This window comes from Aliirhizobium wenxiniae (genome assembly GCF_019511445.1).
Taxonomy (GTDB): domain Bacteria; phylum Pseudomonadota; class Alphaproteobacteria; order Rhizobiales; family Rhizobiaceae; genus Neorhizobium; species Neorhizobium wenxiniae_A.
Genome location: NZ_JAEUAN010000035.1, coordinates 1 through 22,207 on the forward strand (window position 1 = coordinate 1; position 22,207 = coordinate 22,207).

The following is a 22,207-nucleotide window of genomic DNA, read 5'->3' on the forward strand; positions in this document are numbered from 1 at the left end:
TGCGATCCTGCTCGAACGGGAACAGACCTCGCGTCGCCAGAAGCGCTTCGAGGCAAGAGCGCGTGCTGCCAAGCTCCGCCATGACGCTCAGGTCGAGAATGTCGATTTTCGCGCAGCACGCGGTCTCGATCGTAATCTCTTCCTCAAGCTTTCCACCTGCGACTGGATCAGGCAGCGGCACTCCTTGCTATTGATCGGGCCGGCCGGCGTCGGCAAAAGTTGGCTGGCCTGCGCCCTTGGCCACAAGGCATGCCGCGAGGACCTTTCCGTCGCCTACCACCGCGTCCCCCGGCTATTCGCCTCACTCGCCCTGGCACGAGGCGACGGCCGCTATGCGAAGCTGCTCAAGAGCCTGGCCAAGACCGACCTTCTGATCCTGGACGATTGGGGACCGGAGAAGCTCAGCGACGAGCAACGACGCGATCTCCTGGAGATTGTCGAAGATCGCTACGAGCAGCGCTCGACCATCGTTACCAGCCAGATCCCCGTGGACCACTGGTACGATATGATCGGCAATCCCACGATCGCTGATGCCGTGTTGGATCGTCTCGTTCACAACGCCTATCGCATCGAACTTTCCGGCGAGAGCCTGCGCAAACATCGAAACCTGTCAGCCGAGGATGCAACTCAGGCTTGACCGAGCCGATATACGCCGACATTGATAAACCACGACCCAGAGACATTGCGGCCGTCCGGCTTAGCCTCGGAGCCGCGTCCGGTATAACGCTGGAATAAGCGTCCGGTTAAAGATCGGAATTCCTGTCCGGTTTCATTGGAATACGCAATGCTGCTTTTGGTGTCGAGGTTTCCAGCATGATCCGTCATCCACCATAGTCCTCCAGCAACAACAGCGAAGATCAAAGCTGCAAAAATGATCGAAAAGAAGGCCGCGCGGCCTTCTCCGCGGGCCATCACTTGTTCTTCTTTGAAGATTGGCCGTCTTTGACCTGTGATCCAAGCGCCGTTGCCTCTTTCGGGGCAGGCTTGTCCTTTTTCGGCTTCCTAGCCTCTTTGTTTCCGCGTACCTGACCTTTGGCCATGGCGTTCTCCTCGTTAAAAGCGAGCTAGCCGCTTTATTTGATAATATAGCACGGGAAATCGGAGCTTTGCAGGCTGAGCACGTCGATCAGTCCGTCGACTTTCTCGCTGCGATGTAGGCTCAAGTACCCCTGACGACTAGCGCTCTTCCTGAGTGTCACGGCGCTCACTTAACGACGCACGCTCTGCGCCATGCTTCGGATCGGATGGCTTGGATGGCTGCGAAAGGGAGATGCCAGCTCCGGTTATTCCGCGTTGAAAGCGTGAGATCTTCGCTGCTGCATGTCTCTCGCGGGTGATGCGTTCTTCGTGCCGTCCTGTTTCGAAAGCTACTCTTTGCTGTAGGTTCGAGGTCTCCTTCAGATCTCCGCTGTCACAGGTTGAATTCTCGTTTTGATTTCTGACTAGCGAATATCTCTTGGTCAGCGTCCCGGTAAGATCTCTCCATTGAATAGACATAGGATTCTCCTCGGAGGCGTAGCGCCCCATCGAATACAACGCGCCTATTGCAGAAGGATAGCAAGGAAAAACTCAACGATGCAGACGTATGAAGGCTGCCCGCAGTGTTTCCGACAGAGCTCCCCGCACCAGCATCGCATTCGCTGAAGGAAGGTCCGCGGCGGACAACGCCAAGACGCCCTCCACCTAATTGCTATCGGGACCATCCTTCAATGTATCGTCATGCCCTCGGGCATCATCATGTTCAGCGCGTCAGCCAATGCGAGCGCCACTTCTTCACGTAGTAGTGCCATGGGAAAACCCTGGACGCAGTAGGCGAGGCCAGTCTCGACGACAATCACAGTCCAGCTGTAATCGGGTTCCTGAACGGCGCGATAGGTGGGTTCGGTGGCGACCAATTAACTCTCCGCGATAACGCGAGAGCTCAAGGATCTCCCAGTCGCTGGTAAGCCCGCGATATTAGTTAAGTAGTGCAGACATGGAATAAAGACAGCCCGCTGCCCTGATATCTCGCTACAACGCACAAGAAATCATAAGTCGAAAGATGGTCATCGACGCCTGACGTTCGATCCGACGGTTTTCGCCACTCAAAAGCTCAGTGGATGGGCGGGCAGCCTGGCTGACGGTTTCACCGCCAATTTCAGGCGCGAGCCCGCCTGAACGGCCACCCCAGTTGCAGCCCGCCAAAACTTTTGATTGACTTTGTGCGCCAGGACCTCCATCTTGGGTTTAACGATATTTTCCTGCCGAGATTTGCTTGCTGCGCGATTGACATCGCGTGTTGAACGACCCTCCCTTTAAAGCATCGCTACCACCAATCGTGTCGCGTCCGCGGCGCGATCCCCAATTGTTGCTATGAAAGGGTTATTCATGACCATCGGCACAGTAAAATGGTTTAATCCCACCAAGGGCTTCGGCTTCATTCAACCCGACAACGGCGGTCCGGATGCCTTCGTGCATATCTCGGCAGTTGAGCGGGCCGGCATGCGCGAGCTTGTTGAAGGCCAGAAGATCGCCTTCGAGCTGGAAACTGACAGGAAGTCCGGCAAGATGTCGGCTGGCAACCTTCAGGCTGCTTAACATAGTTCTGTTCCAGCTTAGCTTTGACCACGGATGTACTGGCACTGCCGAAGCAAGGAACGACCGAAGGTCAGGCCAACGCCTGGCCTTTTTTTCATTGGTGTCTCTGACTGGCGCAAGGATCACGATGACCGAAAAATACAGTTCGGCCCGTCAGAACGCAGAAAAGGCGTTCGACAGGGCGAAGGTCGAAACCGTGACCCGCGATCGCGTTCACGAAGAACTTGATGCTGCCGAGAAGGCACGCCGGGACAAAACGTCCCGCCTAAGAGAGGCCCGCCTTGCTCAAGGGCGAGCGACCGACGTCGAGAGGAACAAGAGCTGAGGCTGACCCCAATCGCTGATCGCAGCTGATTGAGCCCCAGACAAAGGAATTATACGATGAACAGCACGACATCCACCTCTCTTCCGGTCGAACTGGGCCCGGTCCAGATCAGGGGCCTGAAGCTCGTCAAGGAGGGTGATCTTTATCCGCAGGATGGCGGTCGATGGACCCATCTCAATGCGGACGTAACCTACAAAAAATCTGATCGCTTGAAGGAACGTCCTATCAAGGTCAAGTTCGCGTCGACAGCGACCATAAACCAATTGCGGGATGCCGGTCTTTTGCAGCTGCTCAACGCCGACGTCGATCCGGCGGTTTCAGCACATGGCATAACCATGGCGGGCAAGATGTGGCTGCTGAAACACAAGTGATTTCCGACGAGACATACGCCGAGCTGCTTCACGCGAATGAGCCGACTTGGAGTGTTTCTCCGCCTGAAGCAACAGATCTGGACTGCCAGACATGTGGTGCCTGCTGTTCGTACTCGCCGGACTGGCCACGATTTACCACTGAGACCGACGCGGCGCTGGACAGACTTCCTGCTCGTTTCGTGAGCGCAGATCAAAGAGGCATGCGTTGCGAGAGTTCGAGGTGCTCCGCTCTCTCCGGCACCGTGGGCGAAACCACGACTTGCCTCGTCTATGAGGAGCGACCCGACGTTTGCCGTGCCTGCTCTCCCGGTGACTATGCCTGTACAACTGCGCGGTCAGCCTTTGATATCGCCGCGGGTTGTGCTCCCCGAGCATAGGGCAGCAGAGCTCGGCATCGTGCCTCGATGGCGGCGTGCACGTTCCGTATGCATTTGCCGGTAACCCGCCGATGGCTATTTTAGTGTGCGCCACCCGCCGGTTCCGCCAAATCACATCAGCATCAGCTCAAGACGCTTCACCTTAAGCTTGAGCGGGATCGAACCATCGACCCGTTATCATAACGAGTGAAATCTGATAAAACTCAGAAGCTTAATCCGCTGCGGATCGACAAGAAGATCACGTCATCACTCGACCAGCGAGGTTACGTGCAGCAAGCTGACTCATCGACAGCCGGCCCGCAGCAGGATGACTTCGCCTGCTCCTCCGCCAGCCACCGATCTCTTGGCTTGCAGCTCGCCGGCCGAGCGGAAAGGGAAACCTCGAAGGAGCCGGCGACGAGCCGCGGCGCTGCCGCGCAGTAGAGGGCCATCGGCCGCTCTCCGTCGCTGACCTCGAACGTCAGCTTTGCCGTCGGCTCGAGCCGCACATGGTCTGCTACCTTGCGGATGATCGCCGCGAACTTGCCGGCCGGCATGTGTGTCCGGTCGTCCTCGTCGATATCCCAGAGCTGCACGAAGGTCTCTGCCCAGGTTTCCGGGTTCGCACCGCAGTCGAGCGCCGAGAACTGCCCGGCCTTCACCTCGGTGACGTGATAGCCAGGCCGGACCGAACTACCATCATAATTGAAGATCAGTGGTGCATCCGGCGCCACCGCCAGCACATCGAGGAGATGGCCGAGACTGATGTCGGTCGAAACGGACTTGCCGATCGCGCTCATACGGGCTATCCCTCTATCCAGTAATTCAAGGATTATTGAAGTATGGATGAACGTCAAGCCCTTTCATCGTTCGCGGCGCTGTCTCAGGAGACGCGCCTTCCAAACGACGATCTGCAGCTGCTGGCATCAGCCCACCGATGCTGCTTCGCCCGGCTATTGCCGCAACGGTCGCTCCGCCCATGACCAGCCCAGCCGTTTGCGGCCCAAAGAGTGGCACCACCATTGAAAATAGCTGAGATAGCAGTCCTATCTGGGCGAACAATCCCACAGCCATTGCTATTGCAAGCGTTAGGAAACGGCGGTTCCTCCACAGAGAGCTCCGCGGCCCCGACGAAACCAGTGGTGCCGACATTGGCGAGTTCACCACGTGCGACCCGTTTCCATCCGGTGATTGACCCATAACTTCGGGTGATTTGGAAAAGACCAGGACAGACAACGCACCTATGGTGAGAATCATCGAAATCCCGACGATGATCGTGGCCTGCGCAAACCCGCTCGACACGATGAGGATAACCCACAAGGGTGAGAATATCACGCCACCTCGCGCCATTGTATGCCATGGACAGGGCTGCCGGGCGTCTGCGGACGAACCAGGGAGAGATAATGGCATTGACCGCCGCAGCGCTCAAAGCAACCCAGCCTGTGCCGCTAAGGAGAGCGGCCGCAAACAGATGCCAGGGCTGGAATGCCAAAGACCAGCCGACGACACCCGTTGCGAGTAGAACCGCTCCGGCGACGGTTATGATTGAGATGTTCCAAAGCCGATATAATCGAAGGAGGTTTGCTACAACCACCGCGCCCACGATGAAATGCAGCGTTACGGCGCTCGATACGAGTGCAACAGACCAACCCGTTCGCTGCACCACCATCTGCAGATAAATTGGTAGCCCGTAAAAACCCACCCCCCAGCCGGACGTCGCCAGAACGAAGGTCGCCGCGACCACGTACCATCCAAAAAAGGGCACGGTCGCGGATGTTAGTGGAGATGTCATGACTTGGGCCTCATTGTTGTTTGACCCTTGTCGCAGGTTCAGCGTGTCGAAGCTTCGATCGCGATCGAAGTGTTCACGTTTGTCCGCGTATGGCGATCTAGCGCCATGTCTACCTTCGGCCCATTGCTGCCATTCGCCCGCGTCAAATCGAACGGCAGCAATGGGGTGGGAAGTTGACAGTCGGCTTCTGGTGCATGTTCGGAGATAGCAGACGTCATGAGTGATGTTGCAGGATTGCGAGAATGCGATCTCTCATCTCCACTACCGTCTGCGTTACTTCCGTTCTCCGAAGGTGTAGATCGTCATCCCCGTGACCAAGATAGGCATCCCGCGCAAGTGCGAGGGTTCGTGCCGCCTGGTCAGGCAACAGCGGACCTGCCCACTCCGCAGCGGTATTTTTGGAAACGAATTGACCTGTCTTCAGCGTCCTCCACATTCGCGCGAGCGTCAGGAGGACATTGCGTTCATCCCCTTCTGCAGATCCGGCAAGTTCCGGCAGAAGATCACAAATTGCCCTGCTTATGACGTCTGAAGGTATGTCGGGAACCAAATCGGCGATGCTCGGGCCACCCAAAGGCACCGCTTCTCCTCGTGCTTGAGCAAGCAGCAGAGTGAACTCGGGATTCGTCTCGGCTTGCGGAACTGCGCCGCCTTCAAGAGCGCCCCGCAACCATTCACCGTATACGAACTCGGCACGTGCTGGATACGGTATCGGTTCGAGATCGGCCAACCGGACGATTATAACCTCCAGCGGCCGTCGTCCCATCGGGTCGAACGGATAGAGCCCGGAGACTTTCATGAGATCGGCTGATAGGCACGCGCGTACCTGAACGGGCAGCGCCTTGCCTACAATAACGAGAAGGTCCACGTCGCTCCGCTTACGCAGTCCCTCGGCTACGGCGGAGCCATGCAGATAGACCGCCGTAAGAGACGACCCGAGCCGACGCTTCAGGATTTGCAGCGCGTTCGTCGCCTCGGGCGGAATGCTCAACTTGTCGGTACAGGCGTCCATGCGGCACAGGCAACCATTAAGGGTTAGAGACTTGCTATCATGCTTAGTTGTAATGGCCGCTTTCGGCAACCGGGCAACGGCTGGCTAGCGTCTCTCTTGGGGTCGAGAGGCGACCTTTGCGGCATCACCAGCAAAGTCCGGATGTGGCGCAAAGCCGCCTATTCGGGCGGCGCTGCGCTGATCATCGCGTCGAATGCAGCCTCTTCCGCTGCGTGCTGCTGTTCTGCTGCTGCAAGCTCGGCTGCAACTGACGGCGCTCTGCTGCGTCCGTCGATACCGCCAGCTCGGCACGCAGTTGCTGAATGTGATCGTAAGTGGTCATCGTCAGCTCCTTTGAATGAAAACAAAGGTCGCCAACCGATAAGGGAGGGGATGGGTCAATGACGGCCAAAGGCCGCCTCCGGGGCGTGGGGGAACCGAGTTCGTTGCGTAGCGGCGAAATTGGCGGGACCGCGCATCATTGACGCAGCCCATTCCGTTCGGTGTAATTGGGCCATGTTGAGAGAGATATAACCTCTCCGTATACCGCCCTCTTTCTTTCTTGTACCATGACCATCACGCGCCAAACACTTCGATACCAAGCCGCCGCCAGCCGGGTCTATGCTGACGCATGGACAGTTCTTGATATCTTCACAGGCCTGCCGATGGTTGTCGACGGCATCGTCATGGACGGCCTGTCAGATGAGCAGGTCAATGAGTTAGTGGACGAGCTGAATCACGAGGATCTTGAAACGCGTGGCAAGCTGCGTCCAGGTCCGTGGCCATGACGCTGTTTTACCGATCCTTCGGACTGTTGCTCGGCGCGATCGCAGGCTTGGTCCTCTATCTCGATCACGCTAAGGCGATCTCGCTGCATTGGGCCTTCAGCGTACTGGCAACTGTCGCCCTCGCCGCGGGCTCAACTCTCGCAATTACGGGCGCATTCGGGAAGCCGGCGACGGTCGAGCGATGGGCCGACAATGCGTCGTGTCATGCCGAAGGCACAGCCTATGTTGGACTGCTCGCCCTGCCAGTCTACGGGCTGCTCTGGCGCTTCAGGCGGGATGGCGGAAACATCGCAAGCCCAATCACCACCATGCGAAGCAAGCGAGCAAAACGGCGCGCGCGCCGCCGCCCATCGTGAGCCTGCCAGCCTTTAATGCCTCGTTTCGGTAAACTCGCGCTCTACCTCGGACAGAAGCCGCACCGCCTCGATAACAGTCACTGCCGCTCCGTCGAGGTCTGCCGCGATCGTCGTATGATCGCGCTCAATTCGCTCGCCAAGGACTTCCATATCCTTCCAACGAGGGTAGGACGCGGCGCGCGATGCCATTGCCTTGTAACGCAAACTCTTGCTCAATTCCTGTAAGACCGCATCGCGCTCGGATATATCCATTTGCGAGAAGGTCTTTCGACCCGATTCAAACTGGCCTGCCATACGCTACACTCCTTGGAGAGTTAGTGGAATCCAACTTAATTCAAGGCCATAGATTCCGCGCATTTCAGATGTTACTAATCCGTTAATCTGACATTGACTACAGCTTCATTGGAACAGCGACGCGGCCTGCTATCCGACTATGTGTCGGCAGATGATCAAAAATGATGATTGGCTCAGAGCTGCCGAAGAGTGCGGTAGCTTTCGACGCATGTACGCGTTGGCAAAAGAGATTTCGAGCGAAAGCGAAGATCCAGGTGTGCGCCGTGCCGCCGCCCGGGTCGTGCAGATCCTTGAACCTGTCATAGACCTGCCGCTTGCCACCGCGAAGCAGCTGCAAGAGGGCAGGCGGCGTTTCGGCGTGCTCGTGAATGTCTTGGGTGACGTGAGGGAAAACGGGAACAAGTTACCCCTATCGTCGGTTGTGGCGCCTCATGACATCATGAAGAGGGTCAATCATGTCAAACAGGAGCGGGTCGCGCACAGGATCGCGCCAAAGTCGCCGGCGGACAGGAACATGAAGTTCGTTACGAGGCAGACAAGGAAAACGTTTCAAAGGACGCGGTGAAAGATGCCGTGCATGAAGTCGGCAACAGCCGTTCCAAGGTTGAGGCTGAGCTGGATCGTAAGAAGTGATGGCGTCGGCCGATCGGTCTTCCTCCGACTTTATCCGCCTGGCATCCAGCGCCATGGTGCGCAGCGCGTTGCAAAGCCACCCTTCGCGCCAGCCACCGCCCAATGACGGCGACTTTGCCGCCCTTCTCACCCGTTTGAGTGGGGCGGAAAAATCCCGACATCAGGACCGCTAGGGGGCAAAGCAGCCTTGTCCGCCAACGTTTGCCGTTCCAGAGTATCCATCCGGCGTAGGCCGCACCGTTTATGATTTTGGCTGGTCTGCCATGATGCGCTCGATCTTTTCCTGGTCGCATTGCTCGTCTGCAAGGAACTGGCGAACGCCTCCCTCCCAGGTGCGGATATCGGCGAGGAATTCTTTTAGACTCTCGACGCCCCGGTCGGTGAATGTCGTGATGCCCTCTTCGCTGCCGTCATGGGCATGGATCATCTCACCATAGTCGATATTGTCGGAGTTGCTGGCGATTTCCTGGATGAGTTCGAGGCTTTCGCCGGTCAGCACAGCGACGTAGCCGATCGTGTAGACATGCGTCGGGTCACCGCCCAGGTTCGAGTCCAAGCACATTTTGAACATCTCTACGACCAGGCTGGCCTCATGGTCAGGCTCGACGAAAGACGTTGGGTCAAGACCGGTATCGAGTTCTCGGACGGATATGGATTGTTAGGCAGTGTGTTGACGGATGGAGTATCCGACTGGGCAACGGGGCGGTACGAGGGAAACCCATCAGATTTCTGGATAAGGGTGACCGTCCAGAGCGGCGTTCTGAGAATACAAGCTTCAGGCGATGGGCAGATTTGGCCCTTGGTCCGCCTCTGCCCATTCCCAGAAGCGAATCGCTATCTAGTTGGTCCAATGTGCTGCACGCCCGAACGTGCAGGCTTGAAGGTGAGATTTAGTGAGTGGCGATTGGGTCAGGCCTTGGGCAAAGACCTTCACGACCTGACATAGCTGCATTACCCGATGACTTGGCGTCACGGCGACCCGATCAATGCTAAACGTCTTCTTCTGGCATCCGGTATCGTAGTTGTGATGCGACCGCCTGGTATTTAACCTCTCACGAATGCATAAAACGGCCAGTTGGCGCTGGTGTCTGATGCGTAGGTATCGGTGCTTTTGCTGAATTACATTGAGGAGTTGAAGTTGATTACGATCAGGATGGCTACGGAAGCAGATCTCCCGGACATCGTTCAAATGCTTGCAGATGACGAACTAGGGGCAGTCCGCGAGGTAATCCAGCTTCCACTTTCTCAGGCGTATCTCGACGCTTTCGCTAAGATCAAGGACGATCCAAACCAGTTCTTAGCGATCGGTGAGATGGATGGGGTGCCCGTTGCCACCCTTCAAGTCTCGATCATTCCAACTCTTGCGCGCTCCGGCGCTCTACGTGGGCAGATAGAGGGTGTTCGAGTGGCCCGGAGTCATAGGGGCTACGGACTGGGCCATGCTGTTTTTGAATGGGCGATCGACTACTGTCGTCAGCGCGGGTGCGAACTGGTGCAGTTAACCAGCGATAAGTCCCGCGAAGATGCTCACCGGTTTTATGAAAACCTCGGCTTTGTGCCAAGTCATACAGGCTTCAAATTGGTCATCACTCAATAGTCCCGGCACATCAATTCCTCTCACCCCTTCACAGGCACAGCTACAATGAACAAATCTCTCCTGAAGCCTCGATTGAACAACGGCGTTGCTGAGTTCCCCGTTCACCATATGCGTGGCGGCACCTCGACAGGTCTGGTGCTGTGGGATGAGTTTCTGCCGGAAAACCTCGAACTGCGCGAGGAACTTCTGCGCCATCTTATGGGCGTGCCTTTAAGCGGACCGCTGAAGGGCAACCGGCAGATCACAGGCTTGGGCCGAGGCACTGCAACCAGTAACAAGGTCTTCATCGTGAAGGGCGGGCGCGATGACCCTACGATATTGGAGACTACCTTCGCGCAACTTGCCAGTGATCACGGAAACATTGATTGGAGCGTTAACTGTGGGAATATGTCGTCCGCCCTCCCGCTTTGGGCAGCTGATACTGGGTTCATCACGGTAAAACCTGGCGAAGAGGTTGACGCCGCTGCAGACCGCTATGGCAGGTGCCGCCTTGATGAATGGATGACAATTGTTCTCGCCGAAGTTTCTACACTCAGACGAAATATCTCCCCGTGGAACACAGATAATCAAACCCGAAACAAGCGCAGCGATGCGTTATTTGTTCAAGTGGAACGGTGAGAAAGGATCAGGGCGAAATGCGCAAGTGTCTGGATACAACGTGGGCGGCAAAACAGGTACTGCCGATAAGGTTGTCAACGGCAGGTATGCTTCACACCTTAACTTCAACGCCTTCTTGGCCGGCTTTCCAATCGACCACCCGCGCTACGTTGTTCTGACAATCATCGACGCTCCACTCACAGGGGAGAAAGGTGGTAGAACAGCCGCTTACACCGCCGCCCCTATGGTGAAAGAAATAATCGCTCGATCAGCTTCGCTACTGGGAGTGCAGCCTACCTTTGGCGATACTCGGAATCTCCTCATCAACTATTGAGCGACTTTGCAGCGGATCAAATGCGTCACTTACTGAAGGCACTGAGCGATCTCCATCCGGTCAGCTCCTGTGCCCAAGGACGAAGGTCCTTCTAACTATTACAGAGTTCAAGAACTCATCGCTTCGTACCGCTTTCATTTTTAAAAAACCCAATTAGGATCTCGTTCTCGAACAAGGAGCGCCAACCGACGTTTTCGTGGCCCACCCAGCCCCGACTTTGATAAATGCACCCCGTCGCCACCCGACTGATTGCTCGGGCAGAGTCGGGTCGTCACGTTCTGACGATCTCCTCGATGTGCTTGAGCAAGCGATTTGGGTCGAACGGCTTCGTGATGAACAGGCTGTTTTCGGGCATTTCGTCCAGTTCGATTTTTCGCATACCGGACGTGACCAGAAGTACGGTCGGCGGGTAACGGTCGCGGATGTAGTGTGCCAGTTTCATCCCGTCCATTGAACCAGGCATCTGGACATCTGTTAGAACAACACGGATCGAATCGTGTGCCTCAAGAATGGCGATCGCCTCGTCCGCGTCAGCAGCATCGTAGACATGGTAACCAGCGTCCATGAAAAAGTCCGCCAGGTCGAAACGCAGGATCGCCTCGTCGTCGACGATGAGGATCGAATGGGTGTTGAACAGTTTACTCTGCCCCATATTCAGCTTTCCAGACTTCCAGCCGCGTCAAGCGGACAATCGATTTCAAAACGAAGACCTGTCGTTCGATACTCGAGCTTTGCCTCGCCTTTAAAATAGGCTCTCAGCGATCTTTCGATCATGGTTGAACCGAAGCCTCGGCGAGAGGGTGGCTGAACCGGCGGCCCACCAACCTCTTCCCACAACAGCTTCAGTCTCGGTCCATTTCCGTCATCAGCCTCGCCAGCAGACCAGGTCAAGCGTACTTTTCCGGTCTCGTTTGACAGAGCGCCATATTTCGCCGCGTTCGTGGCAAGTTCATGGAGCGCGAGTGCAAATGCCATTGCGGCCTGCGGATGCAAGACAAGCTCGGGTCCGTCAATGATGATGCGGTCGCCAATATCGGCGTGATGTCCAAGCACGGTGCGGACAAGCTGGTGAATTCCGGCCGACGACCACTCGTTTGCCGTCAGAACACTTGCAGCCTCTCCAAGCGCGACGAGCCGCGACATCAACGCGGTGTTTGCAGAAGCAAGGTCTTGCGATTGCCTGAGGGTTTGTGATGCGACGGACTGGACTACCGACAAGACGTTCTTGAGCCTGTGGCTCAGCTCGTCATTCAGCAGACGCTGTCGCGCCTCGGCGTTTTTTCGTTCTGTGAAGTCGCGGGTGACCGTGCCATAGCCGACGAGCTTGCCATCGGTATCGGACACTGGGAATACGTTGTACAGAACAGGGATAAGCTGGCCCGTCAAGAAGTGCCGAAACGACAGCTCACCGATCCAGTGCCCCTTTTCGGCGACGGCCGGAAGGACTTCCTTTTCCACCTGCGAGGCCTCGGCTGGCGGGAAGAAATCCGTGACATGCACCCTGCCCAACCGCTCCCTCGACAGGCCGACCATGTTAAGGGCGGCGTCATTGAGGAAGTACACGGTGCCATCCAGATCGGCCATGCCGACAAAATCCGTCGTTGTTTCGACAATCCGGCCGAGCTGGCGATGTTGCTCTTCGTTGTAGCGTGACGCTGTAATATCGCGGGACACCGAGAGAATTTGCTTCGGCTGGCCGTCAACACCTAGGATCGGACTAACCGCCACATCCCACCATTTCTCGGTCCCTCCCATAGTACTTGCCCTGGCAATGAAGCTGCTGGACTGTCCCTTCCTTGCGGCCTTTACTGCCGCCTCAGCCTGGACGTTGCCCGCACCATTCCAGAAAGCGGGCCACGGACATCCGGAGATTGCATTGAAGTCGCTCACTTCCATGACCTTTTGTCCGCCCTCGGACATGAAAGTCAGCCGTCCATCCAGATCAAGCACCTTGATACAGTCGGTCGAGCTAGCCAGCACACTAGCCAGAAACGCTTCTCGCTCCCCGAGCAAAATATTTGTCTCGGCATTCGTTTCCGTTAGACCCCGGTTGCGCGCGAAGGTATAGCGCAGCTCTCCCACGAGAACCGCAAGTCCCACGACCACGAGAAGGAACAGGATGCTGCCCGCCCATTGCGGGCCGGTCATCCAGAACGCATTGTCGGAGCTTCCGATCGTGAAGCCCGCGACAATCGCCGCAAGCACGCTGGCGAAAACCCCCGCGTCGCGGCTCAACAACAGAGCGCTTGCTATGATCACCGGTATGAAGAAAAGCCACGGCACAAGCTCGGTGATGAAAAGACCTCTGACGAGGCCAACCACGAGCACAGCCACGGTCACAATTGCGAACTGACGCGACAACGAAAAGCGGTTTGCAATGGACCAGGCCAGCGCCTTATCAAGGGTAGCGGAATGTTTCAGAATTGGGTCCTCGGCCACGTATAGCGGGCATATGGGGCAGCTGTCGGTCAATGGAAGATAAGCGTGCAAGATCGCGGGCTTCTTCGCAAGAGCAGTTCAAGCTAAAGCTTCTAGCATTCTCTCATCACAACGGTGCGGTATTTCACGGGCCTGTGCTGCTTTCTCAGGATTATTGCAGATGTCGCCCGTACCACCATCCCGCTTGCACCGTTGAAGCCAAAGCAATGTCAGGCGAAGGTCACAGAAAGCGGTCTGAAACAACGTAATTGCCCAAAGCGCACCTATGCCACGCTTATTGGTCCTGAGCGGAACGTGGCGATCGAAGTGACGCAAAGCCGCTGTGCGGCTGAAGCAAACACCGTACAATTTTTAGGCTGAAGTCGAAAGAATTTCGAAGCGTAAAGGCTGTGGCTCACAGATGCTTATCGATAATTACGTCGCGGGAAAGATCGTGCAGACCTGTCGCTCCCAGTAGAGCCATGTTCCGACTGATCTCCGATTTAAGAATTTCGGCCGCCTTTCGCACACCATCAGCCCCGCCTACTGCGGCTGCGTAGAGGAAAGGCCGCCCGACAAACACGAAACTGGCCCCAATAGCGAGCGCCTTTACAATATCCGTGCCGCGGCGGAAGCCGCCATCGATCATAACCGGAATTCGACCATCGATCCTCGCTACGATGTCCGGTAGCACTTGCAGCGGGGAGGCCGTTCCGTCGAGCTGGCGCCCGCCGTGATTGGAAAGAATGATACCGTCCGCCCCGGCGTCTGCTGCGTGAGCCGCGTCCTCCGGATGCATGATCCCCTTTACGACGAGATTGCCATTCCAGTGGCTGCGGATCCGCTCGAGATGGCTCCAGTCGAGATGATCTTTTTTTCCGAAGTCACGCATAACGTTGGAGGCAATGATCGGAGCGCCTCGCGTCGCATAGGAGTTTTCGAAATGCGGGATGCCGTGACGAACAATCGATTTCAGAAATGTTCCAATTGCCCAGCGAGGATGAGAAATGCCTTCCCAGGCAAGGCGCAAGCTCGGGCGGAGCGGCGTGGAAAACCCGGCACGAACATTGTTCTCACGATTGGCAAGCGCCGCCGTGTCGACAGTGAGTACCAATGTTTTGAAACCTGCCCCGGCTACACGATCGATGAGCGCATCGATCCGGTCGTTCTCGCCCGGAAGATAGGCTTGGAACCAGGTTCCAGGGGCAACCTTTGCGACATCTTCCATCCGGATCAACGAAGATCCGCTCATAATCGCGGCAATCCCGGTCTCTGCGGCGCCTTCCGCAAGAATGATGTCACCCCGATATGCCATCAAGGCACTGATCCCCATCGGAGCGATGCCGAAGGGTGCCTGGTAGCGGATCCCGAAAAGCGTCGTCTCCATGGTTCGGCCGGAGACGTTGCGTAGAACCCGCGGCCGGAAGGCAAAACGATCGAAAGCCTCGGAATTTTGCCGAAGCGATGAATTCGTCTCGCTGGCACCGGCAATATAACCAAACAGTGGCCGCGGAAGATGTCGGCGCGCCGTCTTTTCGAAATCGTCGAGACTAAGGACTCCGGACAGGCCGCGTACCCGGGCAGTGTTTCTTGATCCAGGCACGGCTGGCCTCTCTAGGTTGATGCTAGATAGCAATTGCGGCCGACAGAAGCCGGCCGCATTGAGTCCGATGATGTCAGTCTTCGCTTGCCTCGAACGCTTCCTTACGCCCCTTGCGGATCGCCGGAAGGATCAAAGTCAAAAGCATGCCTGCTGTGATCAGCAGCAGCACAGCGCTGATCGGACGCTCGACGAAGACGAGAGGATCGCCCTGCGACAGGAGAAGAGCACGTCTCAGGTTCGTTTCGAGGAGCGGCCCCAGTACGAAGCCAAGGAGCAACGGCCCCGCTTCGCATTTGGCTTTGCGCAGGACATAGCCGAGTACGCCGAACAGGATCACCAAGGCGACGTCGAAGCCGCGATTGTTGACGCTGTAGACGCCGATGCAGCAGAACAACAGGATCGCCGGATAGAGAAGGCGGTAAGGCACCTTCAGCAGACGAACCCAAACGCCGATCAGCGGGAGGTTGATGACGAGCAGCATCGCATTGCCGATCCACATCGACGCCACGAGCCCCCAGAACAGTTCCGGCTGGTTCTGGATGACCGATGGACCGGGCGTGATCCCGTGGATCGTCATGGCGCCGAGCATCATTGCCATGATGGAGTTCGATGGAATGCCGAGGGTGAGAAGCGGAATGAATGATGATTGCGCTCCGGCATTATTGGCGGCCTCCGGGCCGGCCACGCCGGCAATCGCCCCATGGCCGAATTTTTCAGGCGTCTTGGAGATCTTTTTCTCAACCGAATAGGCACTGAATGCGCTGAGCGTCGCGCCGCCGCCCGGCAAAACGCCGAGAATGGTGCCGACACCGGTGCCGCGAAGGACCGCGCCCCAGCTTTCCTTGAACTCCTGCCTAGTCGGCCACAGACGGCCTATCGTGCTTTGCAGCACGCCGCGTGCTTCCTTGAATTCGAGATTGCTGGCGATCTCGGCGACACCGAACAGGCCGACGGCGATAACGACGAAATCGATACCGTCATAAAGTTCGGTCGAACCGAAGGTAAGGCGCGTCGAGCCGCTGTTGACATCGATGCCGACCATGCCGAGGACGAGGCCCAGGCAAACCATACCGATCGCCTTGATCACCGATCCATGCGCCAAGATCGTTGCCGCCAGCAGACCGAAGATACAGAGCGAGACATATTCGGCCGGTCCAAAGGACAGCGCAAAGGACGAAAGCGTCGGGCCGGCTACCGCAAGACCGATAGTCGCTACCGTACCGGCAAAGAAGGAGCCGAGGGCCGCGATCGCGAGTGCTGCCCCCGCTCGTCCCTTTCGGGCCATCTGGTATCCGTCGATCGCCGTGACGACCGCAGAGGCCTCACCGGGCAGATTGACCAGGATCGCAGTCGTCGAGCCACCATATTGCGCACCATAAAAAATGCCTGCCAGCATGATGAGAGCGCCGAGCGGCGGCAGAAAAAACGTGACAGGCAGCAGGATCGCGACTGTGGCAGTCGGGCCGATCCCCGGCAGGACGCCGATCAGCGTACCCAGCAATGCACCTAGGAAACAGAAGAAGAGGTTGGTCGGGGTAAAGGCTTCGGAGAAGCCCAGCATGAGGACATCGAGAAATGCCATGGGTATTCCTTCCAGTCTCGATCAGAACGGCAGGATCGGCATCTGAACGCCGAGGCCGTAGATGAAGACGAGAGCGCCAAAGATCGTCAGCAGGACGGTGGAGATCGCGATCTCGCGCCAGCGCGACTCCTGATCAGCAAGACTGCCGATCACGAGAAGCCAGATCGTTGAGACGATAAAACCCAACGTTTCCGACATGAAAGCGAAGCCGGCGATTGCGACGACGAGAATGATCAGAGGTTTGAAGTTTGACTCGTCGAACGGTTCGTAGGCCTTGCCCAACGCTTTGATCAGGACATACGCACCGATCGCGATCAGCATTCCGCAGATCACATCCGGCAAAAAGCCCGCACCCATCATCGCAGCCGAGCCGAACTGGAGGTCACGCCCGGCCCAAAGACCAAGCGCTCCCAACCCGATCATCACGCCCCCCGCCAAGATATCGGGAAAATCCCGCTTTGCTGTGGAGGAGCCGCTCATCACTTCACCCAAGGCGTTTCATTCCAGATCTTCTGGAAGCGTGCCAGACGATCCGGCATCTGCTTTTCCCAGTCCGGCCCGGACAGATAAGCCAATGGAAGCGCAAGCTGCTTGGCCTGCTTCTGGAATTCGGGATTGTCGAGAACCTTCTTCATGGCTTCGCCGAATTTCTGGGTGATTTCATCCGACAGTTCGCGCGGCGCCGCGATACCGCGTTCGGACGTCATCTCGACGTCAAATCCCTGTTCCTTGGCCGTCGGCACATCCGGCAATTGCGGCGAACGATCCGTACCGAAATGAGCGATCATGCGCAGTCCCGACGTGTCATTGCCGGCAAACTCGCTGATGTTGAGACCACCACCGGAGACCTGCGAGCCGAGAATTGCCGTGCGGGTTTCGCCGGCGCCGGAAAACGGGATATGGGTAAAGGTCGTGCCGGTCGCAGCGCCGAGCAGAATGATCGCCAGATGGTCATCCGTGCCGACACCGGAAGAACCGTAGGAGACAGCACCTGGCTTTGCCTTTGCAGCGTCGACGAAATCCTTCAGCGTCTTGATCTCGGAAGCGGCCGGCACGACGATCGCGGTCGGGTCATCTACGATGCGGACGATCGGCTTGATCGTCTTCGGATCATAGCCAAGTTTACGCTGCACCTGCATCGACAGGTAGCCCGGTGTGTTGATGTAGGAGAACGTGTAGCCGTCCGGCTTTGCCTTGGACAGCGCCGTATAGGCAATCTCGCCAGATGCGCCGGGCCGGTTTTCGATGACGATGTCGGCGCCGAGTTCTTTTTCCAGGAACGGCTCGATGGCGCGCGCCATGACGTCCGTGCTGCCGCCCGGAGCAAAGGCCACAATCATCTGGATCGGGCGGTCATTCGGCCATTCGGCGTGAGCATAAGAGGCCGACGCGGCAAATACCGCGGCAGCGAATGCGAATTTTATCTTGCAATGCGTCATGTCCAATCCTCCATTGGATAGTGGCGGGCCCGGCTCCCGCGCTAAGTTGTGCCGGGTTCTCCCCCCATGGCTACGGATAGTTTCCGCGCAGCCACTTGAAGAATTTCGAGATTTTTCCTGATTGCCTCTTCCGAGAAACGCGCAGGCGGACCGGTCAAAGCGAGTGAACCAAAAAGAGTGGCGCCATCGCGAAATATCGGCACCGCGACGCTGGCGACCTGCGGATCGCGTTCACCGGCCGTCGCGTAAAAACCTGCCTTGCGGATTTCGTCGTAAATCGAACCCGGGCGATCAATAAAAGCCAGGATTACTCGCCCGGGCGCACCCCGGTCGAGCGGATAAGTACTACCGACGCGTGCAGAATGGCGAATTGACTGATGCGAGTCATGTCGGAACAGGCAGACGCGCTCGTCGCCTTCCCGAACATAGATCGCAGCGCTTTCGCCCGTCTGCGTCACCAAATCGGCAAGCAGAGGCTCAATGATGTCGGAGGCACGGAAGGTCGATTGGTAGATATTTCCAAGCTTCATGAGCGTGGGGCCAAGGCGCCAGCTCGCATCATCGTTGCGGACGAGCAACTGATGCTTTGCCAGTGAACGGGCGATGCGCAGAACCGTGGATTTGTCGAGCTCAACGCGGCGCGCGAGCTCGCCCAACGACAGCGTGTAATCGCGGTCGGTAAATGCTTCCAGCAATGATGCGGCGCGCTCAACAGCTGCAACGCCGGCTGAATTTCCAGGCATGGGCTCCTCCCAAAAAGGTGTTCATCACTTCGTACGTTGTACTAAGTACAACTCCTTTTCAATTAGTACAATACGCGATAAATGACATTCGTCAACGGGCAAGCCACCCGTTCAGACGTTCTGTCGATCGGATTGCATGGAGGAGCATATGAATACGACAACCCAGGCGAGAAGCGCCCACACGGCGAAGGTCATGGTCACTGGTGCCGAACTTGTCGAGGAGGCCCGGATCCTGCTTGCCTCGCACGGTGTCGAAACAATCTATGCGCCGGCCTACTCCACGTCGGAAGATCTTGCCGCAATTGCTAGAGAAAAGGAGATCGACGCAATCCTCGTCCGTCAGGGCAGGATCGACAAATCGGTTATCGCTTCTTCGCCGCGCCTTCGTGTGATTGCCAAGCATGGAAGCGGCGTCGACAATATCGATCTAGCAGCGGCCTCGGATCGTCGCATTCCGGTCCTGCGGGCGCTCGCGGCCAACGCTCAGTCCGTGGCAGAACTGGCTATCGGGCTGACGGTCAGCCTGATGAAGGACGTCGTTCCCCTAAACACGGCCGTGAAGGGGGGTAGCTGGCCAAAGACGAAATATGTGGGCCGTGATTTGGCTGGTGCCGTCTTTGGCGTCATCGGCTATGGCGAAATCGGCCAGCGCGCCGCATCGCTAGCAAAAGGCCTTGGTATGCAGGTTGCCGCATATGATCCGATTGCGAGTGGCACCGACGAATTAACGGTCAGTCGTGACCTTGATGACGTTTTGAAGGTTGCCGATATCGTCAGCCTACATTGCCCGCTCATGCCGCAGACCCATCACCTGATCAGTGCCGAAAAGCTGGCTTTGATGAAACCCACGGCTTTTCTGGTCAACACGGCTCGCGGCGCCATTGTCGATGAGGCTGCACTTATTCAGGCATTGCGATCTGGATCGATCGCCGGCGCTGCTTTGGACAGTTTCGAGGTCGAGCCCCCTGCGGCAGACAATCCACTCTGGTCGCTGCCCAACGTGCTTGCAACACCGCATGTCGGCGGAGCCAGCCGCTCGGCCTTGCGCAACATGGCGGTCCAAAGCGCCCAGCACATCATCGACGTGCTGGAAGGCCGAATCTTTGACGACCGGGCTCTCGCCAATCGCGATCTCATCGCCGCCGCGTGAGTGGCGCAATATTTTAAAAAGGAGGAATGCAATGATTGGTTTTCGCATTTGCAAACGCGAGCGTAAGGTCGATGCAAAATGGGTAGATGCGTTTAGGGCACTTCCGGTTGCCAATGTCAGCGATGTGATGAGCCGAATGACTGCCGGGGGAGCTGCACTGCGCCCCTATTACACGGGCGGCGTCATGGTTGGACCGGCCGTGACGGTTAAGGCTCGCCCCGGCGACAACCTGATGGTCCATAAGGCCCTCGATATCGCGGAGCCTGGTGACGTTGTTGTCGTGGACGCGGGAGGTGACCTGTCCAATGCGATTATTGGCGAACTGATGGTGGCTCATGCGGAACAGCGCGGCCTGGGCGGGATCGTTATTTACGGCGCAATCCGAGATAGCGCCGAACTTTCCGCCGGCAGCTTCCCGGTATTCGCGGCGGGAGTTACCCATCGCGGACCGTACAAGGACGGCCCGGGTGAGGTGAATGTTCCGATCTCGATAGCGGGCATGGTCATCAATCCAGGCGACCTCGTTTGCGGGGATGCAGATGGACTTCTGAGCGTCGCGATAGATGACGTCGATTTGGTTCATGCGGCCGCCACCAAAAAGCATGAAGCGGAAACTCAGCAAATGGCCAACATCAAGGCTGGAGCCAACGACCGGAGCTGGGTCGATGCGTCCCTTATTAAGCTCGGTTGCGAGGGGCTGTGATCTACGAGGGCGGCCGCTCCTGTGGTCGCCCAATCCCTTACCTATGTGACTTGCTGACAGCCAAGATTAGGGTCTTGATCGAGCAGGACTGCCGACCCTGTTAGAGAGCGAAAGACGACACTTGGAGGCCGTATAACAGCGGCCGCCATTCGCCTTATAAATCGTGTCGCGCTAAGATCTAGACGCGTTCGACCTTCGGGAAATCAAGCGTCGTTCCGACGATGTTGTTGACGCTGTTGGTCAGGATATTGATTGCGACATGCGCTACAGTTTCCAGGATCTCAGCATCCGACAATCCATAGGCGCGCGCCGTTTCAAGAGCTGGCGCCGATGCCTGTCCATGTGTCGCGTTGATGGCAAGTGCGAGGTCGAGGACGGCTTGGATTTTGACGTCCGAGGTGTAGCCACTCTGTGCTGAGGCGCGGTCCTCTGCCGAAACACCAACTGCACGTGCCGCACCGGTGTGGGCGGCAAGGCAGTAGTCGCAGCCATTGGCAGCCGCAATAGCGATGGCGATCTGCTCCTGAGCCTGCGGGCTCAGCACCCCATCATGCAGAAGGCGCTTGCTGCCGGTGTACACATCCAGCGCGGCCGGAGCATGCGCGAGAACGCGGAATAGATTTGGCACCTTGCCCATGGAGGCCTTCGCGCCGGCAAAGACTTCGGCAACATGCGGTGTGACGTCTTCATCCGAAAGAGTGGTAATGGCAGACATGATCATTCTCCTTGGTGGGACCGTGGATTGGTCGGTTTGTGGCGAGTTTTCTAATTCAGCCTTCCAGGAACTGCTCGACGTCGCGCGAGAAGCTTTCAATTTCTCGGAACAGGAATGCATGACCCGAATCCGGATAGAGGATGAGCTTGGCATCGGGTGCTTGCTGCGACAGCACGTAAGAGTGAAAGGCCGGGATCATCACGTCATGCGCGCCATTGGCGACCAGTTCGGCAGCCTGAGTTCGCTCGCCCGGTGCAATACACCGGGCCAGGAAGAGATCGCCTTCACCTGCATCATCAGTGCTAGCGGTGACGTTGCCGGTCCACAATCAGGCGGTAACCGGATACGGGCGAGAGAGGAGCGGCCTGCGGCGGTGGCGCATTCGCTTGACGGGTAGAACAGGAAAAGAAAGTCGTCCTCGTCATTCTCGCTCTTCGTCATGACGTGCGGCACGGGTGGATGTTGCTGCGGACCGTCTGCAACGGGTCCGGGACTTGAGCCCGCGACGATCAGCCGACGGACCAGATGCGGGAAGCTGAGTGCAAACTCCAGGCCAACCGCTCCACCCAACGACCAGCCAAGGACATCAACCTGAGACAAACCAAGCGATGCTACGACATCCGCAGCGATGACTGCCATCCCGCCGATGGTGTCCGGCACGGCGCCCTGCGATCCTCCAACGCCGGCACTGTCAAACGAATGACGCGGCGATCCCTGGCAATCGCTGCAATGAAAGCCAGATCCCAATCATCCATGGTGCCACGAAAGCGCTGCAGGAGAAGGAGCGGGATGCCTCCTTGCGGTCCGTCGAGGCGGATGGCGAGCCGGCCATGGCTGGTCTCG

General features: G+C 57.4%; 28 protein-coding genes and 4 pseudogenes. 14 read left to right on the forward strand and 18 right to left on the reverse strand.

The window, feature by feature from the left end:
• On the forward strand, window positions 1–637 hold a 637-nt coding region (istB, locus tag JNB91_RS28480; protein WP_220328826.1), incomplete at its 5' end, for an IS21-like element helper ATPase IstB.
• Here istB and JNB91_RS28485 read toward each other — a convergent pair.
• The 3 genes from JNB91_RS28485 to JNB91_RS28490 form a co-directional block, all read right to left on the reverse strand.
• Window positions 628–912: a hypothetical protein gene (locus tag JNB91_RS28485; protein ID WP_220328827.1), complete on the reverse strand. Its 285-nt coding sequence runs from the start codon at window positions 910–912 to the stop codon at window positions 628–630. The two genes, istB and JNB91_RS28485, sit on opposite strands and share 10 nt — an antisense overlap.
• Window positions 912–1,040, reverse strand: coding sequence for a hypothetical protein (locus tag JNB91_RS31300; protein WP_262928043.1), 129 nt, complete (start codon window positions 1,038–1,040; stop codon window positions 912–914). Before JNB91_RS31300 ends, JNB91_RS28485 begins: the two co-directional genes overlap by 1 nt.
• 666 nt (window positions 1,041–1,706) lie before the next feature.
• On the reverse strand, window positions 1,707–1,895 hold the full coding sequence (locus JNB91_RS28490) for a hypothetical protein (protein ID WP_112506273.1): 189 nt from the start codon (window positions 1,893–1,895) through the stop codon (window positions 1,707–1,709).
• A 472-nt stretch (window positions 1,896–2,367) separates the two neighbouring features.
• Here JNB91_RS28490 and JNB91_RS28495 point away from each other — a divergent pair, with 472 nt between their 5' ends.
• The 4 genes from JNB91_RS28495 (at window position 2,368) to JNB91_RS28510 (ending at window position 3,650) form a co-directional block, all read left to right on the forward strand.
• The gene (locus JNB91_RS28495; RefSeq protein ID WP_220328828.1) at window positions 2,368–2,577 is read left to right on the forward strand and encodes a cold-shock protein; all 210 of its coding nucleotides are present in this window, start codon (window positions 2,368–2,370) and stop codon (window positions 2,575–2,577) included.
• A gap of 127 nt (window positions 2,578–2,704) precedes the next feature.
• Window positions 2,705–2,902, forward strand: coding sequence for a hypothetical protein (locus JNB91_RS28500; protein WP_220328829.1), 198 nt, complete (start codon window positions 2,705–2,707; stop codon window positions 2,900–2,902).
• Window positions 2,903–2,958: 56 nt separating this feature from the next.
• Complete coding sequence (locus JNB91_RS28505; RefSeq protein ID WP_220328830.1) at window positions 2,959–3,273, forward strand: hypothetical protein; 315 nt, start codon at window positions 2,959–2,961, stop codon at window positions 3,271–3,273.
• Window positions 3,274–3,296: 23 nt separating this feature from the next.
• Entirely contained in the window at window positions 3,297–3,650 is a 354-nt protein-coding gene (locus tag JNB91_RS28510; protein ID WP_430736374.1) for a YkgJ family cysteine cluster protein, read from the forward strand.
• Window positions 3,651–3,913: 263 nt separating this feature from the next.
• On the opposite strand, the gene JNB91_RS28515 is transcribed toward JNB91_RS28510, so the two are convergent.
• The 3 genes from JNB91_RS28515 to JNB91_RS28525 all read right to left on the reverse strand — a co-directional run bounded on the left by JNB91_RS28515 (window position 3,914) and on the right by JNB91_RS28525 (window position 6,755).
• On the reverse strand, window positions 3,914–4,429 hold the full coding sequence (locus tag JNB91_RS28515; protein ID WP_220328831.1) for a DUF6428 family protein: 516 nt from the start codon (window positions 4,427–4,429) through the stop codon (window positions 3,914–3,916).
• Between the two features lie 1,206 nt (window positions 4,430–5,635).
• Window positions 5,636–6,433, reverse strand: coding sequence for an aminoglycoside adenylyltransferase domain-containing protein (locus JNB91_RS28520; protein ID WP_220328832.1), 798 nt, complete (start codon window positions 6,431–6,433; stop codon window positions 5,636–5,638).
• Window positions 6,434–6,614: 181 nt separating this feature from the next.
• The gene (locus JNB91_RS28525) at window positions 6,615–6,755 is read right to left on the reverse strand and encodes a hypothetical protein (protein ID WP_220328863.1); all 141 of its coding nucleotides are present in this window, start codon (window positions 6,753–6,755) and stop codon (window positions 6,615–6,617) included.
• 226 nt (window positions 6,756–6,981) lie between these two features.
• Between JNB91_RS28525 and JNB91_RS28530 the strand changes: the two genes are divergently transcribed.
• Window positions 6,982–7,200, forward strand: a complete 219-nt coding sequence (locus tag JNB91_RS28530) for a hypothetical protein (RefSeq protein WP_222857659.1) — start codon at window positions 6,982–6,984, stop codon at window positions 7,198–7,200.
• Entirely contained in the window at window positions 7,197–7,556 is a 360-nt protein-coding gene (locus JNB91_RS28535; RefSeq protein WP_220328833.1) for a hypothetical protein, read from the forward strand. The genes JNB91_RS28530 and JNB91_RS28535 overlap by 4 nt, the downstream gene beginning before the upstream one ends.
• A gap of 12 nt (window positions 7,557–7,568) precedes the next feature.
• Here the strand turns inward: JNB91_RS28535 and JNB91_RS28540 are convergent, their stop codons facing one another.
• Window positions 7,569–7,850, reverse strand: a complete 282-nt coding sequence (locus JNB91_RS28540) for a hypothetical protein (RefSeq protein ID WP_220328834.1) — start codon at window positions 7,848–7,850, stop codon at window positions 7,569–7,571.
• Between the two features lie 462 nt (window positions 7,851–8,312).
• Here JNB91_RS28540 and JNB91_RS28545 point away from each other — a divergent pair.
• Window positions 8,313–8,483, forward strand: a pseudogene (locus JNB91_RS28545) (DUF3606 domain-containing protein); the annotation flags it as partial.
• 241 nt (window positions 8,484–8,724) lie between these two features.
• Here the strand turns inward: JNB91_RS28545 and JNB91_RS31020 are convergent.
• Complete coding sequence (locus tag JNB91_RS31020; protein WP_223218444.1) at window positions 8,725–9,039, reverse strand: hypothetical protein; 315 nt, start codon at window positions 9,037–9,039, stop codon at window positions 8,725–8,727.
• Between JNB91_RS31020 and JNB91_RS28555 the strand changes: the two are divergent.
• From JNB91_RS28555 to JNB91_RS28570, 4 genes and pseudogenes are all read left to right on the forward strand, one after another.
• Window positions 9,019–9,429 (forward strand): annotated as a pseudogene (locus JNB91_RS28555) (DUF1349 domain-containing protein); the annotation flags it as partial. The gene JNB91_RS31020 and the pseudogene JNB91_RS28555 sit on opposite strands and share 21 nt — an antisense overlap.
• 192 nt (window positions 9,430–9,621) lie before the next feature.
• Complete coding sequence (locus JNB91_RS28560) at window positions 9,622–10,080, forward strand: GNAT family N-acetyltransferase (protein WP_223218450.1); 459 nt, start codon at window positions 9,622–9,624, stop codon at window positions 10,078–10,080.
• A 45-nt stretch (window positions 10,081–10,125) separates the two neighbouring features.
• Window positions 10,126–10,506: pseudogene (locus JNB91_RS28565) on the forward strand (PrpF domain-containing protein); the annotation flags it as partial.
• Between the two features lie 31 nt (window positions 10,507–10,537).
• Window positions 10,538–11,011 (forward strand): annotated as a pseudogene (locus JNB91_RS28570) (penicillin-binding transpeptidase domain-containing protein); the annotation flags it as partial.
• A 271-nt stretch (window positions 11,012–11,282) separates the two neighbouring features.
• Here JNB91_RS28570 and JNB91_RS28575 read toward each other — a convergent pair.
• The 7 genes from JNB91_RS28575 to JNB91_RS28605 all read right to left on the reverse strand — a co-directional run bounded on the left by JNB91_RS28575 (window position 11,283) and on the right by JNB91_RS28605 (window position 18,796).
• Entirely contained in the window at window positions 11,283–11,663 is a 381-nt protein-coding gene (locus tag JNB91_RS28575; protein ID WP_220328837.1) for a response regulator, read from the reverse strand.
• Window positions 11,664–11,665: 2 nt separating this feature from the next.
• Complete coding sequence (locus JNB91_RS28580) at window positions 11,666–13,450, reverse strand: PAS domain-containing protein (RefSeq protein WP_220328838.1); 1,785 nt, start codon at window positions 13,448–13,450, stop codon at window positions 11,666–11,668.
• Window positions 13,451–13,844: 394 nt separating this feature from the next.
• Window positions 13,845–15,032: an alpha-hydroxy acid oxidase gene (locus JNB91_RS28585; protein ID WP_220328839.1), complete on the reverse strand. Its 1,188-nt coding sequence runs from the start codon at window positions 15,030–15,032 to the stop codon at window positions 13,845–13,847.
• Between the two features lie 73 nt (window positions 15,033–15,105).
• On the reverse strand, window positions 15,106–16,614 hold the full coding sequence (locus tag JNB91_RS28590; protein WP_220328840.1) for a tripartite tricarboxylate transporter permease: 1,509 nt from the start codon (window positions 16,612–16,614) through the stop codon (window positions 15,106–15,108).
• A 21-nt stretch (window positions 16,615–16,635) separates the two neighbouring features.
• Window positions 16,636–17,094 (reverse strand): tripartite tricarboxylate transporter TctB family protein, encoded by a 459-nt coding sequence (locus JNB91_RS28595; protein ID WP_112504269.1) that lies wholly within the window; start codon window positions 17,092–17,094, stop codon window positions 16,636–16,638.
• Complete coding sequence (locus JNB91_RS28600; RefSeq protein ID WP_112504271.1) at window positions 17,094–18,053, reverse strand: tripartite tricarboxylate transporter substrate binding protein; 960 nt, start codon at window positions 18,051–18,053, stop codon at window positions 17,094–17,096. The genes JNB91_RS28595 and JNB91_RS28600 overlap by 1 nt, the downstream gene beginning before the upstream one ends.
• A gap of 41 nt (window positions 18,054–18,094) precedes the next feature.
• Complete coding sequence (locus JNB91_RS28605) at window positions 18,095–18,796, reverse strand: IclR family transcriptional regulator (RefSeq protein WP_220328841.1); 702 nt, start codon at window positions 18,794–18,796, stop codon at window positions 18,095–18,097.
• Window positions 18,797–18,944: 148 nt separating this feature from the next.
• Here JNB91_RS28605 and JNB91_RS28610 point away from each other — a divergent pair, with 148 nt between their 5' ends.
• Together JNB91_RS28610 and JNB91_RS28615 are read left to right on the forward strand one after the other, a co-directional pair.
• Window positions 18,945–19,946, forward strand: a complete 1,002-nt coding sequence (locus JNB91_RS28610; RefSeq protein WP_223218445.1) for a hydroxyacid dehydrogenase — start codon at window positions 18,945–18,947, stop codon at window positions 19,944–19,946.
• A 31-nt stretch (window positions 19,947–19,977) separates the two neighbouring features.
• Window positions 19,978–20,649, forward strand: coding sequence for an RraA family protein (locus tag JNB91_RS28615; RefSeq protein WP_220328842.1), 672 nt, complete (start codon window positions 19,978–19,980; stop codon window positions 20,647–20,649).
• Between the two features lie 178 nt (window positions 20,650–20,827).
• Here JNB91_RS28615 and JNB91_RS28620 read toward each other — a convergent pair whose 3' ends face one another.
• Genes JNB91_RS28620 through JNB91_RS28625 form a run of 3 tightly spaced genes read right to left on the reverse strand, consistent with a single transcriptional unit; the run spans window position 20,828 to window position 22,024 of the window.
• Entirely contained in the window at window positions 20,828–21,364 is a 537-nt protein-coding gene (locus tag JNB91_RS28620) for a carboxymuconolactone decarboxylase family protein (protein ID WP_220328843.1), read from the reverse strand.
• A gap of 55 nt (window positions 21,365–21,419) precedes the next feature.
• Complete coding sequence (locus tag JNB91_RS31025; RefSeq protein ID WP_223218446.1) at window positions 21,420–21,563, reverse strand: alpha/beta fold hydrolase; 144 nt, start codon at window positions 21,561–21,563, stop codon at window positions 21,420–21,422.
• Window positions 21,563–22,024, reverse strand: a complete 462-nt coding sequence (locus JNB91_RS28625) for an alpha/beta fold hydrolase (protein WP_346269420.1) — start codon at window positions 22,022–22,024, stop codon at window positions 21,563–21,565. The genes JNB91_RS31025 and JNB91_RS28625 overlap by 1 nt, the downstream gene beginning before the upstream one ends.
• Window positions 22,025–22,207: the final 183 nt, after the last annotated feature.